Consider the following 14,204-nt stretch of genomic DNA (forward strand, 5'->3'; position numbering starts at 1 on the left):
GGCGCCGCCGCCGGCCGCGGCCGCCTCGCAGGCGCCGGCCGCCGAGCCGATCGCCGTCGTGCCGCCACCGGCGCCGCCACCGGCCGCGCCGCGGCGCGAAGAGCCGGCCTCGCGTGCGCTGCCGCGCCTGCTCAGCGATTCCGCGCCGCGCTACCCGCTCAGCGCGCTCAACCGCCGCATCGAGGGCAGCGTGCAGATCGCCTTCGTGATCCAGCCCGACGGCAGCGTGAGCGCGGTGCGCCTGTTGTCGTCGACGCCGCCGGGCGTGTTCGACGAGGCCGCATTGGCGGCGGTGTCGCGCTGGCGCTTCGAGGCCAGCGGCCAGCGCGTGCCGACCAGCCGCACCCTCAGCTTCCGCCTGCCCAAGGGCTGAGCCGGCGCCGCGACGCCGGTGCTGGCGGCTCGCCGGGGCGGCAGCGCACAATGCGGCGATGACTACCGCGACCGCCCCCCTGCTGGAAACCGTCGAACGCGAGACCGGCCCGTCGCCGGCCTGGACCGTGCTGTGGCTGCACGGCCTGGGCGCCGACGGCAACGACTTCGCCTCCATCGTGCCCGAGCTGCTGCGCCCCGACTGGCCGGCGCTGCGCTTCGTGTTCCCGCACGCGCCGGTGCGCGCGATCACCATCAACAACGGCGTGCGCATGCGCGCCTGGTACGACATCCGCGATTTCAGCGACCTCAACAATCGCGCCGACGAAACCGGCGTCGACGAATCGGTGGCGCAGGTCGAGGCCCTGATCGCGCGCGAAGCCGAGCGCGGCGTGCCGGCCTCGCGGCTGCTGCTGGCCGGCTTCTCGCAGGGCGGCGCGGTGGCCCTGGCCGCCGGCCTGCGCCGCGAGCAGCCGCTGGCCGGCTTGATCGCGCTGTCGACCTATCTGCCGATGCCGGAACGACTGGCGCGCGAAACCCGCGACGGCGCGCGTTCGCAGCCGGTGTTCATGGCCCATGGCAGCTACGACCCGGTGGTGCCCTACGCGGCCGGCGAGACCAGCGCGGCGCGCCTGCGCGCGCTCGGCCTGAGCCCGGACTGGCACGCCTATCCCATGGCCCACCAGGTCTGCCTCGAGCAGATCCGCGACCTCGGCGACTGGATGTCGCGTCGCTTCAAAGCCTGAGCATGAGTATCTCCGGCAGCGAGCGCGAACCCTGGCTGCCCGACCTGTGCCGCCTGCCGCGGCTGGTGGTGATGCTGAGCATGGCCGAGCTGATCGTGGTCGTGCTGGCGCTGGCGCCCGACGGCGGCGCGCCCTGGGACTGGCAGCGCTTCGTCTCCGGCAGCACCTTCGCCCTGTGGCTGGCGCTGACCGTGTCGGTGCTGCTGTGCGTCTCGCGCGAGCGCCTGCTGCGCCTGCCGGCCAGCCTGGGCGGGGTGATCGCGACCGCGGCCGCGGCCCTGCTCGGCGCGGTCTTCGCCGCGATCACCCATTCCATCGACCACGCCGTCGGCGCCAGCCTGGTGCCGCCAGGCGTGACCCTGGCGCGTTTCAGCCTGGGCACCGCGGCGGTGACCATGCTCGCGGTAGGCGTGGTGCTGCGCTACCTCTACATCAACGACGGCTGGAAGGCGCAGGTACGCGCCAGCGCGCGCGCCGAGGTCGACGCGCTGCAGGCGCGGATCAAGCCGCATTTCCTCTTCAACAGCATGAACACCATCGCCGGCCTGGTGCGCAGCGACCCGGTGGTGGCCGAGCGCGCGGTGCTCGACCTGTCGGACCTGTTCCGCGCCGCGCTAGGCGCCGGCGAGTCCGACTCCAGCCTGGCCGAGGAGGTCGAGCTGGCCGAGCGCTACCTGGCGATCGAGCAGCTGCGCCTGAGCGACCGGCTGCGGGTGGAGTGGCGCAAGCACGAACCGCTGCCCTGGAACCTGCCGATGCCGCGCCTGGTCCTGCAGCCCCTGGTCGAGAACGCGGTCCTGCACGGCATCTCGCGCCTGTCCGGCGGCGGTACCCTGGAGATCGAGCTGGCCGTGAGCGGCGCCATGCTGGTGCTGCGGGTGCGCAATCCGGCCCCGGCCCCGGCCGAGGGCCCCGGCAACGGCACCCGCCACGCCCAGCGCAGCATCGGCCAGCGCCTGCGCTACGCCTACGGGCCGCAGGCGCGGATGACCGCGGGCTGGGACGAGGACTACTATCTGTGCGAACTGCACGTGCCGACCGGGGTGGAGGCGCTGTACCGATGAAGGGCGCAATGAGGATAGTCATTGCCGACGACGAGCCGCTGGCGCGCGAGCGCCTGCGCACGCTGCTGGCCGAACAGCACGGCGTCGAGGTCGTGGCCGAAGCCGCCGACGGCCAGCACGCCCTGCACGCCTGCGCCGAGCATCAGCCGGATCTGGTGCTGCTGGACATCGCCATGCCCGGCATCGACGGCCTGGAGGCGGCGCGCCACCTGGCCGCGTTCGAGCCGCGTCCGGCGGTGGTGTTCTGCACCGCCTACGACGCGCACGCGCTGTCGGCCTTCGAGGCCGAGGCGATCGATTACCTGGTCAAACCGGTGCGCGCCGAACGCCTGAGCGCCGCGCTGGAGCGCGTGCGCACCTTCGCCGCCGGCCGCGAGCGCGGCGGCGAGGTCGCGCCGGGCCAGCGCCGCACCCATCTGTGCGCGCGCCTGCGCGGCAGCCTGCGCCTGATCCCGATCGAGGACGTGCATTACCTGCACGCCGAAGAGAAGTACGTGATCGTGCACCACGCGCGCGGCGAGGACCTGATCGAGGAATCGCTGAAGTCGCTGGAAGACGAGTTCGGCGAGCGCTTCGTGCGCATCCACCGCAACTGCCTGGTCGCCCGCCACGAAATCGTCGAGCTCAAGCGCTGCCCCGACGGCCACGTCCAGGCGGTGCTGCGCCACGGCAAGCAGCCGCTGGAAGTCAGCCGGCGCTGCGTGTCGGCGCTGCGGGAGACGCTGAAGCATTTGTAGGACGGCGGGCGGGGACTAGAGCAAATCCCCCTCAGTCCCCCTTTTTCAAAGGGGGAAGTGGTATTCGTCGGCGCCGGGTCCGGGCGTTCCGCCCCGCTTTTGCGGTTCCCCCCTTTGAAAAAGGGGGGCTAGGGGGGATTTGCTTCTAAAATTCCCCCATGACCCGCCTCCGCATCGCCACCCGCAAAAGCCCGCTCGCCCTGTGGCAGACCGAGCACGTCGCCGCCCGCCTGCGCGCCGCCCACCCCGGACTGGAGGTGGTGCTGGTGCCGATGAGCACCCGCGGCGACGAGGTCCTGGACCGTTCCCTGGCCGCGATCGGCGGCAAGGGCCTGTTCCTGAAGGAGCTGGAAGTGGCGATGCAGCGCTTTGATGCCGACTGCGCCGTGCATTCGCTCAAGGACGTGCCGATGGAGCTGGAGCCGGGCTTCGCCCTGCCCGCGATCCTGCAGCGCGCCGACTACGCCGACGCCTTCGTCAGCCCGCACTACCCGCGCATCGACGCGCTGCCACAGGGCGCGCGCGTGGGCACCTCCTCGCTGCGCCGCCAGACCCAGCTGCGCGCGTTGCGCCCGGATCTGCAGCTGCTGGACCTGCGTGGCAACGTCAACACGCGCCTGGCCAAGCTCGATGCCGGCGAGTACGACGCGATCGTGCTCGCGGTGGCCGGCCTGGACCGCCTGGGCCTGGGCGAGCGCGTGCGCGAGCGTTTGCAGGCGCCGCAATGGCTGCCCGCGCCGGCGCAGGGCGCGATCGCGATCGAATGCCACAGCGACCACCTGGCCACGCGCGCGCTGTGCGCCGCGCTCGACCACGCCGATACCCGTACCTGCGTCGAAGCCGAGCGCGCCATGAACCGCGCTCTGCACGGCAGCTGCCACGTGCCGGTGGCCGCCTACGCGCGCCTGGACGGCGAACACCTGCGCCTGGACGGCCTGGTCGGCGCCGCCGACGGCCGCCAGGTGCGCGCCCACGGCGAAGGCCGCGGCGACGCCCCCGAATGCCTGGGTCTGGAAGTCGCGCAAGCCCTGCTCGCGCAGGGCGCCGGCGACTTCATCGCCGCTGCGCTTTGAGCGGCGTCTTTCGGATGCGATGCCGCGCGTCGGCGCAGCAGCGAAAGTCCTAGCCGGCGCAGCTATGGGGTGAGCACGGCCGGCGCTGTGGGAGCGGCGTGAGCCGCGATGGCGTAGCGGCGAGCGGCGGCGCGAATCGCGGCTCACGCCGCTCCCACAGAAATCGAACTCGCCGAGCGGCCGGCTGTGGGACAGAAGCGGTGCGAGCCGCGACCGAGCAGGCTCGGACATCCGCGCCAACCGCGACCCCGTCGCCTCTGCGCGCCGCCGCCGCTAAAACCGCCGCCGCAACTCGATCGAACTCTCCGCCGTTTCGCTGCCGCCGCCGCCGTCGGAATCGTGGCGGATCGCGAAATCGGTCTCCAGCGTCCAATCCGGCCACAAGGCCACGTCCAGGCGCACCGACTGCTTGACGAAGGTGTCGCCGTGCCCGCTCTCGATGAACACGCGCTGGGTCCAGCGCGCGCGGTCGCCGATCTGCTGGCCGAAGTTGAGCTCGCCGCGCATCACCGCGCCGGCGCGGTTGATGCCGTCGTCGTACAAGGGCGCCAGGCGGTAACCGGCGCCGAACTGCAGGCCCAGCTGGGTCGGCCCGTCGCGCAGGGCCTGCAGGCCGTAGCGGGTGCCGATGCGGAAATCGTTGGAGTAGGCGCCGCGGCTCTCGCGCGGCGTGGCCGGCGCGCTCAGGCCGATGTAACGCTGCGAACCAGGCAGGCGCAGCGGCCGGCGCGGCGGGCTCGGAGGCTGGGCGAGGTCGCGCAGCCGCGGTGGCGGCGGCGCCAGCGCCAGCCGCCATTCCTCGTCGCCGCAGCGGGTCGAAAAGCAGTACAGCCGCATCTGCGCCGGGTCGCTGGCCAGCGCCATCAGCGTGGGGTCGCCGTAGACCGGCATCGGCAATGTGACGAAAGGGCCGCCCAGCAGGGCGAGCCCGAGCAAGGCGGACATCGTCGAGTACAGGGCCTGGAATGTGTGCCAGGATCATGCCATGAAACCGATTACAGTCCCAAGACCGGGGCTGAACCGCTGCCGCGACCGCGCCTGAACTCAGTAGTAGAGGGTGACCAGGTGCCGGGCCTGGGCGAAGAACAGCCAGCGCTCGACCAGGGCGCCCAGCAACGCGGCCAGCGCCGCCAGCGGGAACGCGAACGCCGCCAAGCCCGGCAGCAGCCATACCAGCAGCGCCAGCGACAGCGGCGCGGCACCGAACAGGGCCAGCGCGATCAGCCGCAGCTTGCGCGCGTGCTTGCGAGCGAGCACGTAGCCCATCTCGCGGGTGAGGTAGTTGTCTTCGGTGTGCGGGCGCTCGAACACGCTCAACTCGCGGCCGGGCAGGCCGACGGCGTCGGCGCGGCTGACGGTGAGCGGCGTGGTGTCGATGGCGCGCCAGTAGCGCAGCTTCATCGTCGCCAACGCCAGCGCCAGCATCGCCAAGGCGATCGCCAGATGGCGCAGCGCGGGGGCGGGCGTACCGGTCATCGGCAACAGCGTGGCCAGCAGCGCCCAGCCGGTGAGCAGCGCGAAGCCCAGGTATACCGGCACCACCAGGCGATGGCGCCAGGCCGGAATCGGCGGCAGCGAGGCGTAGATCATCGCCGTGCACACCACCGTCAGCAGGGACAGAACGCTCAGCGTGCCGCCCAGCCACGGCGCCCACGCCACCAAACGCGCAGCCGCGACCGCATCGCCGCGCGCGGTCAGCAGCGCCAGCGTCGCCAGCGCCAGCGCCGGCACGAAGGTCGCCAGCGACAGCACGCCCTCGCGCGACAGCCACGAGGTGCGCCATTGCGAGAACGCGCGCCAGGCGCGCAGCGGTTTGCCCAGATGGAAGGTGGAGGCCAGCAGGCCGACCGCGGCCAGCGCCAGGCCCAGCGCCAGCACGAACAGCATCAGCGCCGCCGTCGTCGTGACGTCGTCGGACAGCGCATGCAGCGACGCCAGACGCGAGCTCGCCAACAAGGCGCCCAGCCATGCGAGCAGGCCGTAGCCGGCGCCGGACAGCGTCGTGAACAGGATGACCGAGAAAGCGGGATGCATCAGCGCACCGGACGCAGACGATAGGAGGGGAGGACGGGACGCTGCGCGGTCGCGAGTTCACCAGCCTGGCCCTCGTTCCCGCGAATGCCGGCTTGGAGAGCTTGGCGTTGCGACCATCGCAGTCCCGCTTTCGCGCACCCCGCCATGCCGGCGCGAACGGCTCGCCCCAGGCTCATCGCGACAGCACCCGATCCAGCCAGCGCAGCACCGGCGGCAGTGCGGCCGCATCCAGGGTTTCGGCCGGCGCCGGCGCGGTGGGGTTCGCCTCGCCCGCGCGGCGCGGACGCGGCGGCAGGTATTGGTTGGTCGGCTGGTAGCCCAGCTGCGGCATCAGGTCGACGCCGCCGCGCGCGGCGACCAGCTGCGAGACCTTCGAGTCCGGATCGCCGAGATCGCCGAAGTGGCGCGCGCGGGTCGGGCAGGCCTGCACGCAGGCCGGCTGGCGTTCGGCCTCTTCGAGCTTCTCGTTGTAGATGCGGTCGATGCACAGCGTGCATTTCTTCATCACGCCTTCGACCTGGCTGTACTCGCGCGCGCCGTAGGGGCAGGCCCAGGAGCACAGTTTGCAGCCGATGCACTTGTCCTCGTCGACCAGGACGATGCCGTCCTCGGCGCGCTTGTAGCTGGCGCCGGTGGGGCAGACGGTCACGCAAGCCGGGGTCTGGCAATGCAGGCAGGAGCGCGGGAAGTGCAGGGTCATCGCCGGTTGCGGCGCCGCCGCCGCGGCCCCGCCGCCGCAGCCCGTGCCCGCCGGTTCCGCCGCGATCTCGTAGCTGTGCACGCGGTTGAACCAGACCCCGCTGGGGTCCTTGCCGTAGGGGCTCTCGTCGGTCAGCGGCGCGGCGAAACCGCCCGCGTTCCATTCCTTGCAGCTCACCGCACAGGCATGGCAGCCCACGCAGGTGTCCAGGTCGATGACCAGGCCCATCTTCTTCTTGCCCGCCGGCGGCAGAGCGGTCACCGCTTGCGCCCCGTGCTGATCAGCCACACGCCCAGGGCGAACAGGGCGATGCCGAAGCTCACGCTGGGCAGCAGGCCCACCAGCACCGGAGTCAGCGAGCCGTGGCCGGCCACGCTACCGACCGGGTCGAAGATGCCGGCGCCGATCAGGATCACCAGCGCGAAGCTCAGCGCCACGCAGCACCAGCCGGCCAGCATGCGGAAGGAACGTTTCATCGGGACGCCTTGTTGCGGAAAGCCGCGCCGTAGCGCAGCGGTCGATTGTCGGCCTCGCCCAGTTGCAGCGGCGGGAATTGCGGAGCGCTCTCGCTCGCGGGCTCGGCGCGGGCGATGCGCACGCGCAGGTCGAACCAGGCCGCCTGGCCGGTGACCGGGTCGGCATTGGCGTAGTCGCCGCGTGGGGTGATGTCGGAGATCAGATGGTTGAGCAGGAAGCCCTTGCGGCCCTCCGGCGCGTCCTTGCCCAGGCGCCAGGCGCCCTTGCGCTTGCCGATCGCGTTCCAGGTCCAGACCGTGTCGGGCTGCACGTTGCCGGCGAATTTCGCCTGCACCGTGATCCGGCCCAGATGCGATTCCACCGTGATCCAGTCCTCGTCGGCGATGCCGTGGCGCGCGCCGGTGTCCGGGTGCAGGTAGAGATAGTTGCGCGCGGCGATCTGGCGCAGCCAGGCGTTCTGCGAGCCCCAGGCGTGGTACATGAACATCGGCCGCTGGGTGACCGCGCTGAGCGGATAGCGGCTGGCGCCGTCGGCGACCTGCGCGCCCTCGAAGGGCTCGTACCAGATCGGCAGTGGATCGAAATAGGTCGCGACGCGTTCGCGGTGCTGTTGCGGCGGCTGGCGCTCGCCATGGCCCTGCGCGGCCAGGCGGAACTTCTGCAGGGTTTCCGAATACAGCTGCAGCACGATCGGCTCGGCGTGGCCGATGAAGCCCATCTTCTGCGCCCAGTCCAGATAGCCGCGGTTGGCCATCTTGAAATAGCGCGCGTGCTCGGGGACCGGGCTGCGCCAGTAGCCGCCGTTTTCGATGTAGCGCTCCAGCTGCTGCGGATTCGGCGGGCCCTTGGCCTCGAGCTCGCCGTGCTCGCCGCGCCAGCCCGCGAGCAGGCCGACGCCGGGCGCGCGTTCGTGGCGCACGATGTAGTCGGCATAGTCGCGGTAACGCGGGCTGCCGTCCTCGTGCACCAGGCCGGGCAGGCCCAGGCGCGCGCCGAGCTCGATCAGCACCGACTGGAAGCCGCGCACGTCGCGGCCTTCGCGCTGCTCCCTGGAATCGACTACCGGATGGCGGATCGCGTCGATCGCGCTGTCGGCGTCGGAGATCGGCCGGTCGAGCATGCTGATCGCGTCGAAACGCTCCAGATAGGTCGTGTCAGGCAGCACCAGGTCGGCGTAGGCGACCATTTCCGAGGCGTAGGCGTCGGCGTAGATGATGCGCGGGATGCGGTACTCGCCGCTGTCGTCCTTGTCGGTCAGCCAGCCTATGGTCTGGGCGGTGTTCATCGACGAGTTCCAGCTCATGTTCGCCATGAACATCATCAGGGTGTCGATCTTGTACGGATCGCCGGCCCAGGCGTTGCGGATCACGCTGTGCATCATGCCGTGCGCGGACAGCGGGTAGGCCCAGGAGAAGGCGTGGTCGATGCGGCGCGGCCGGCCCTGCTCGTCGACCACCAGGTCCTCGGGCGCGTGCACGAAGCCCAGCGGCGCGGCGTCCAGCACGCCATTGGCCTGGCGCTGCTTGCCGGGCCGGTTCGGCGGCGCGATCGGCTTCGGGAACGGCGGCTGGTAGCGGAACGAGCCGGGCGTATCCACCGCGCCCAGCAGCATCTGCAGCAGGTGCAGGGCGCGGCAGGTGTGGAAGCCGTTGCTGTGCGCGCTGATGCCGCGCATGGCGTGCATGCTGACCGGGCGCCCGATCATTTCGCTGTGCTCGCGGCCGTGGGCGTCGGTCCAGGCGATCGGCAGGCTCAGCGGGTGATCGAACGCGGCCTCGGCCAGCTCGCGCGCGATCCGGCGGATGGTGTCGGCGGGAATGCCGCAGCGCTCGCTGACCGCGTCGGGCCCGTACTGCGGGTCCAGGTAGCGCTCGGCGATCAGATGGAACACCGGCACCGCGCGGCGGCCGTCGGGCAGGACGTATTCGCCGACCACGGCGGGCGAGATATCGATGGCGTCGGCCAGTTGCGCGCCGCCCGCCCAGCACAGCGCGCGGCCTTCTTCGTCGCGCGCGAACAAACCGTCGTCCGCGCCGCCCGGATTGCGGATCACCAGCCAGTGCGCATTGGCGTAGCGCACCAGGTAATCCAGGTCGATGCGGTCGGCCTTAAGCAGTTCGTGGATCAGCGCGAACGCGAACAGGCCGTCGGTGCCGGGGCGGATCCCGATCCACTCGTCGGCGATCGCGCCGTAGCCGCTGCGCACCGGATTGACCGCGACGATCTTGGCCCCGTGCGCCTTCAATTTGCCCAGGCCGAGCTTGATCGGGTTGGAGTCGTGGTCCTCGGCCACGCCCCACAGCATCAGATAGCGCGAATGCTCCCAGTCGGGCTCGCCGAATTCCCAGAACGAACCGCCCAGGGTGTACAGCCCGCCGGCGGCCATGTTGACCGAGCAGAAGCCGCCGTGGGCGGCGTAGTTGACCGTGCCGAACTGCTGCGCCCACCAGCCGGTCAGCGCCTGCGACTGGTCGCGGCCGGTGAAGAAGGCCAACTCGTCGGGGTTGCGTTCGCGGATCGGGGCCAACCAGCCGGCGGCGATCCGCAGCGCCTCGTCCCACTCGATTTCCTTGAACTCGCCGCGGCCGCGCTCGCCCACGCGCAGCAGCGGCTTGTCCAGCCGCGCCGGCGAGTAGTGCTGCATGATCCCGGCCGAGCCCTTGGCGCAGAGCACGCCCTGGTTGACCGGATGTTCGGGATTGCCCTGGATGTAGCGGATCTTGCCGTCGGCCAGCCACACCTTGATGCCGCAACGGCAGGCGCACATGTAGCAGGTGGTCGTCTTGACCTCGTCGCCCGGCGAGGGCGACAGATCGATCGCTGGCTCCGATGGAGCTGGCTTGTTGAGTGCGGGCCCTCGCATGAGGCCATTGTGCCTAGCCTGGCGGCCCAGGGCGAGCTTGCGCGCTGGCCGGGCTTGTGCGTGGCGGCGCGATGCCGATCGCACCGCAGTGCAGCAAACGCGCGTCCGGCGCAGGGCCGTCCTTACCTGGGCACGTCGACCCGCAGGGCCGGATCGTCGTAGCGCGAGTAGACGATGGTGGTGATCATCGGCTTGCCCTGGATCCGGGTGCTGGTCACGATCCGCAGCGGATAGCCGTTGCTGCCGACCCACAGCGTCATCGTGCTGGGCTGCGGCTGGCTGTGGTCGACCCGGTACTTGCGCGCCGGCGCGCCGCCGAGGACCTCGCTGCCCAGCGCGGTGACGGTCATGGTCTTGGCGTTCTCGGCCAGCCGCGCCGGGTCGCGCCATTGCGACAGGGTGCCCTTGGGCAGCGGCACCTTGGTGTTCTTGCCGTGCATGTTGAGGTACATGGTGTCGCCGACGATGGTCTGCTCGCCCATGCCCGCCATGCGCATGCGGTAGCGGCCGGGCGCGACGTAATCGACCTCGTTGCTCATCGCGTGCGCGCCGGTCGCGGTCATGCTGGCGTGGTAGCTGCGCGCGGCAATGAACTTCTCCATCGAGGCGTTGACCTCCTCGCGCGCGCCCGCCCAGGCCGGCGGCGCGACCAGGCTTGCCAGCAGGCACAGCACGCGGCTCGAGCTCGTTATCGTCTTCATGGCTGATCCGTCCAAGGCCGGGCGGCGGCCGATGACCAGCCTAACGCGGGAATCGGCCGCGACCAGCCAGGCGCGGCCGCGGCCCCGTCGTGGCGGTCGCGGCGCGACCGGGCTCAGGGCCGGCAGTAGCGCCGCTCGTAGTCGACCGCGCGTTCCAGCGCGGCGCGGTCGCCGCCGGTGGCCAGTGCGGCGATGTCCTTGCGGTTGTCCGGGCACGGCGAGGTGCGTCCGCCGAACAGTCCGCCGATCGCATCGACCACCCGGCCCGCGCTCATCGGTTCGCGCATCGGCACGCCCAGGGTCGCGCCGGCGCCGGGCAGGGCCGGCGTGCGTTTGGCGAACGGATCGGCGGCGTCCTGGTCCATTCCTGGCGGCGAGCCTGTGCGCAGACGGCCGGCCTGTTGCACGTAGACCGCCGATAGCGGCCGGCCGGACACGGGCGCGGTGTCGACGACGACCGCGCTCGCGGCGGGTGCCGGCGCGGTGCGCGTCGTCGGCACCGATCGCAGCGTCTGCGACGGCGGCGGCGGATGCTGGCGGGGCGCGGCGACGGTGGTCGTCGCCGTCGGGCGCGGCGGCGGCAGGAACACCACCAGCAGCGGCTCTTCATCGTCCGCGGACGGGGTGGGGGGATCGAAACGCAGGTAGCGGTTCAAGGTCATGACCATCAGCAGGTGCGTCGCGATCACCACCGCTATCGCCAGCGTCCGCTCGTTCCATCCTGACCTCGTCCGCATACTCGGCTTCCGTTCCGGGGTCGCGCATCTTGTCGCCCAGGCGGTTAAACGGTCGTTAGCCGCCCGGGCGGATAACCGCGTCGTGATCGGCTTCTCGCCCGCGGCAGTGGCGGCTGCGTAGGCGCGGGTGCGATGCTAGGCGTCGGATCACCGCTTCCTTCAGACCCCGCCATGGAACGCATCGAACGCATCCACGCCCTGCACCGCATCCTGACCGCCGCGCGCTATCCGGTGACCGTGCAGCGTCTGCAGGAGGACCTGGAGTGCTCGCGCGCCACGGTCTACCGCGACCTGGCCTACCTGCGCGACTACCTGATGGCACCGGTGGTCGGCAACGGCGAGGCCGGGTTCCGCTACGACAGCAGCGAGGGCGACCGCTTCGAACTGCCCGGCCTGTGGCTGAGCTCGGAGGAGCTGCACTCGCTGCTGGCCGCGCAGCAGCTGCTGCTGCGCAGCGGCGGCGGCGTGTTGTCGAACGCGCTCGCGCCGCTGCAGCACCGCATCGAGAAGCTGCTGGACGAGCACGCCGGCGGCCGCCGGGTGCCGGTCGAGCGCGTGCGGGTGATCCCGCACCGCACCCGCCGCCTGGACGAGACCGCGTTCCGCAACGTCGCCACCGCGGTGCTGGACCGCAAGACCCTGACCTTCGAATACCGCGCGCGTTCCACCGACGAGCGCACCCGCCGCAACGTCTCGCCGCAGCGCCTGACCCACTACCGCGAGAACTGGTACCTGGACGCCTGGGACCACGAGCGCGACGCGCTGCGCAGCTTCTCGGTCGACCGCATCAGCGGCGCGCGGATCGGCGAAGGCGAGGCGCGCGACGTGCCCGACGAGGAGCTCGACCGCCACCTCGCCTCCAGCTACGGCATCTTCTCCGGCACGCCCAAGGGCTGGGCCACGATCGTGTTCAGCGCCAAGGCCGCGCGCTGGGTCGCCGACGAACACTGGCATTCGCAGCAGCAGGGCCGCTTCCTGCCCGACGGCCGCTACGAACTCAAGCTGCCCTACAGCGCCGGCCGCGAGCTGCTGATGGACGTGATGCACTACGGCAGCGACGCCGAGATCGTCGAGCCGGCGGTGCTGCGCGAACAGGCCAAGAGCATGCTGTCGCTGGCGCTGGGCAACTACGACCGCTGATGGCCGCGGCCGAGGCTCCGCGCATCCGCAGCGACGAGCATGTCGCGCTGGTGCTGGGCGCGGGCGGCGCGCGCGGCCTGGCCCAGATCGGGGTGATCGAGGCGCTGCAGGCGCGCTCGCTCAAGGTGGTCGCGGTAGCCGGCTCGTCCAGCGGCGCCCTGGTCGGCGGCCTGTACGCGGCCGGCAAGCTCGAAGCGTATCGCGACTGGCTGTACAGCCTCAGCCGCACCGACATGCTGCGCCTGCTGGATCCCGCGTTGGGCCAGGCCTCGCTGTTCCGCGGCGAGCGCCTGATGCAGGCGCTGCGCGACCTCGCCGGCGAACCGCGCATCGAGGATCTGCCGATCGCGTTCACCGCGGTCGCGGTGGATCTGCTGCGCCAGCGCGAAGTCTGGCTGCGCGAGGGCGATCTGTGGGACGCGGTGCGCGCCTCGATCGCGATCCCGGGCGTGTTCACCCCTTACGAAGTGCACGGCCGCGAGTTGGTCGACGGCGGCCTGCTGGCGCCGTTGCCGATCGCGGCGACGCGCCTGTCCGACGCCCATCGCCTGATCGCGGTCGACATGCACGGCTGGCCGCAACGCCCGCCCGGCGCGCCGGCGCGGCGCAACGGCGGCGAGGGCGACAGCGCCGACGAGGCCGATGCCCAGGCCGTCCGCACCCGCAGCGCGCGCCTGTTGCGCTGGTTCGGCCAGCGCTGGCGCCGCCAGAACGCCGCCTCGCCGCCGGCAGCGGACACGGCCGGCTACGAGCTGGGCTTCACCGAACTGATGGCGCGCTCGCTGGACACCATGCAGGCCCAGATCGCGCGCGTGCAGCTGGCCCTGGACCCGCCCGAGCTGGTGATCCGGATACCGCGCGACGCCTGCCAGTTCTACGAGTTCTGGCGCGCGCGCGAACTGATCGCGCTGGGCCGCGCCGAAGCCGACAAGGCGCTGGACGCCGCCGGCTATTGAGCTTCTCTCCCGCATGCGGGAGAGGGAGAGGGGGAGGGCGAGGGCGGTGGACGTCGGGTCGGCACGCTCGCGCAGAGGTCGCAGTCTCTGAGACGCCCCCGTCCCAAGGTGGCTCCATCGGGCCGCCAGGCCCGGTCCAGCCACCCGGAGCCCTTGCCATGCGCCAGTCCGTCGCCCGCCCCGATTGCTTCCGTCCCGCGCCCTCCCGTTCCGCCGATGCCGTCGACCCGCGCGTCGAGCAGGCCCTGCGCTACGCCGTCGCCATCGGCGCGGCCCTGGTCCTGCTGCTGCCGGCCGCGCGCGCCAGCAGCGCACAGATCGGCTGGCTGCCGCTGTGGCTGCTGGCGATGCCGCTGACCGCCTGGTGGGCGCTGCACCGCTTCCGCCTGCCGTGGCGCGCCGAGGATCCGGCCCCGTCGGCGACCCAGCGCCGGCGCCGGCCGGGCGTCCAGGCCCGCCGCCGCGCGCGCCCGCCGCAACGTAGCGCGGCCGCGCGCGCGGCCTGAAACGACGCATTGCGCAAAGTCGTGCCCGGCGCACCCGCCGCCGGCGCGATCGGGCACGCAAACGCGGCATTTGCGGCGATAACGCGCCTGCGGCGCGA

The 14,204-nt window shown here is 71.8% G+C and carries 15 protein-coding genes; 8 read left to right on the plus strand and 7 right to left on the minus strand.

All coding sequences use genetic code 11. From position 1 onward, the window contains the following. The 5 genes from V1318_RS05135 to hemC all read left to right on the plus strand — a co-directional run. Positions 1-373 (plus strand): energy transducer TonB (locus V1318_RS05135; protein WP_332938354.1); only part of this gene is annotated, 373 nt, incomplete at its 5' end. Between the two features lie 58 nt (positions 374-431). Then, positions 432-1,118 carry an alpha/beta hydrolase gene (locus V1318_RS05140; protein ID WP_332938355.1) on the plus strand — a complete coding sequence of 229 codons (687 nt, stop codon included), beginning with the start codon at positions 432-434 and terminating at the stop codon, positions 1,116-1,118. Between the two features lie 2 nt (positions 1,119-1,120). Then, positions 1,121-2,182 carry a histidine kinase gene (locus V1318_RS05145; protein WP_332938356.1) on the plus strand — a complete coding sequence of 354 codons (1,062 nt, stop codon included), beginning with the start codon at positions 1,121-1,123 and terminating at the stop codon, positions 2,180-2,182. Between the two features lie 8 nt (positions 2,183-2,190). Beyond that, positions 2,191-2,919 carry a LytTR family DNA-binding domain-containing protein gene (locus V1318_RS05150; RefSeq protein ID WP_332938358.1) on the plus strand — a complete coding sequence of 243 codons (729 nt, stop codon included), beginning with the start codon at positions 2,191-2,193 and terminating at the stop codon, positions 2,917-2,919. Positions 2,920-3,077: 158 nt separating this feature from the next. Continuing rightward, complete coding sequence (hemC, locus tag V1318_RS05155; protein WP_332938359.1) at positions 3,078-3,992, plus strand: hydroxymethylbilane synthase; 915 nt, start codon at positions 3,078-3,080, stop codon at positions 3,990-3,992. Between the two features lie 273 nt (positions 3,993-4,265). Here hemC and V1318_RS05160 read toward each other — a convergent pair whose 3' ends face one another. The 7 genes from V1318_RS05160 to V1318_RS05190 form a co-directional block, all read right to left on the minus strand. Further along, positions 4,266-4,937 (minus strand): DUF481 domain-containing protein, encoded by a 672-nt coding sequence (locus tag V1318_RS05160; protein WP_332938360.1) that lies wholly within the window; start codon positions 4,935-4,937, stop codon positions 4,266-4,268. Between the two features lie 99 nt (positions 4,938-5,036). Continuing rightward, entirely contained in the window at positions 5,037-6,026 is a 990-nt protein-coding gene (locus tag V1318_RS05165; protein ID WP_332938362.1) for a DmsC/YnfH family molybdoenzyme membrane anchor subunit, read from the minus strand. Positions 6,027-6,198: 172 nt separating this feature from the next. Then, positions 6,199-6,987, minus strand: a complete 789-nt coding sequence (locus V1318_RS05170) for a 4Fe-4S dicluster domain-containing protein (RefSeq protein ID WP_332938364.1) — start codon at positions 6,985-6,987, stop codon at positions 6,199-6,201. Beyond that, positions 6,984-7,202 carry a hypothetical protein gene (locus V1318_RS05175; protein ID WP_332938366.1) on the minus strand — a complete coding sequence of 73 codons (219 nt, stop codon included), beginning with the start codon at positions 7,200-7,202 and terminating at the stop codon, positions 6,984-6,986. The genes V1318_RS05170 and V1318_RS05175 overlap by 4 nt, the downstream gene beginning before the upstream one ends. After that, the gene (locus V1318_RS05180) at positions 7,199-10,066 is read right to left on the minus strand and encodes a molybdopterin oxidoreductase family protein (protein WP_332938368.1); all 2,868 of its coding nucleotides are present in this window, start codon (positions 10,064-10,066) and stop codon (positions 7,199-7,201) included. The genes V1318_RS05175 and V1318_RS05180 overlap by 4 nt, the downstream gene beginning before the upstream one ends. A 122-nt stretch (positions 10,067-10,188) precedes the next feature. Beyond that, entirely contained in the window at positions 10,189-10,767 is a 579-nt protein-coding gene (locus V1318_RS05185; protein WP_332938370.1) for a hypothetical protein, read from the minus strand. A 113-nt stretch (positions 10,768-10,880) separates the two neighbouring features. Further along, complete coding sequence (locus V1318_RS05190) at positions 10,881-11,456, minus strand: hypothetical protein (RefSeq protein WP_332938372.1); 576 nt, start codon at positions 11,454-11,456, stop codon at positions 10,881-10,883. Positions 11,457-11,675: 219 nt separating this feature from the next. Here V1318_RS05190 and V1318_RS05195 point away from each other — a divergent pair, with 219 nt between their 5' ends. From V1318_RS05195 to V1318_RS05205, 3 genes are all read left to right on the plus strand, one after another. Beyond that, complete coding sequence (locus V1318_RS05195) at positions 11,676-12,644, plus strand: YafY family protein (RefSeq protein ID WP_332938374.1); 969 nt, start codon at positions 11,676-11,678, stop codon at positions 12,642-12,644. Next, positions 12,644-13,600 (plus strand): patatin-like phospholipase family protein, encoded by a 957-nt coding sequence (locus V1318_RS05200; RefSeq protein ID WP_332938377.1) that lies wholly within the window; start codon positions 12,644-12,646, stop codon positions 13,598-13,600. The genes V1318_RS05195 and V1318_RS05200 overlap by 1 nt, the downstream gene beginning before the upstream one ends. A 158-nt stretch (positions 13,601-13,758) precedes the next feature. After that, positions 13,759-14,106, plus strand: a complete 348-nt coding sequence (locus V1318_RS05205) for a hypothetical protein (RefSeq protein ID WP_332938379.1) — start codon at positions 13,759-13,761, stop codon at positions 14,104-14,106. Positions 14,107-14,204 lie beyond the last annotated feature (98 nt).

It is taken from the genome of Lysobacter sp. CCNWLW3 (assembly GCF_036697405.1).
Lineage (GTDB): Bacteria > Pseudomonadota > Gammaproteobacteria > Xanthomonadales > Xanthomonadaceae > Lysobacter.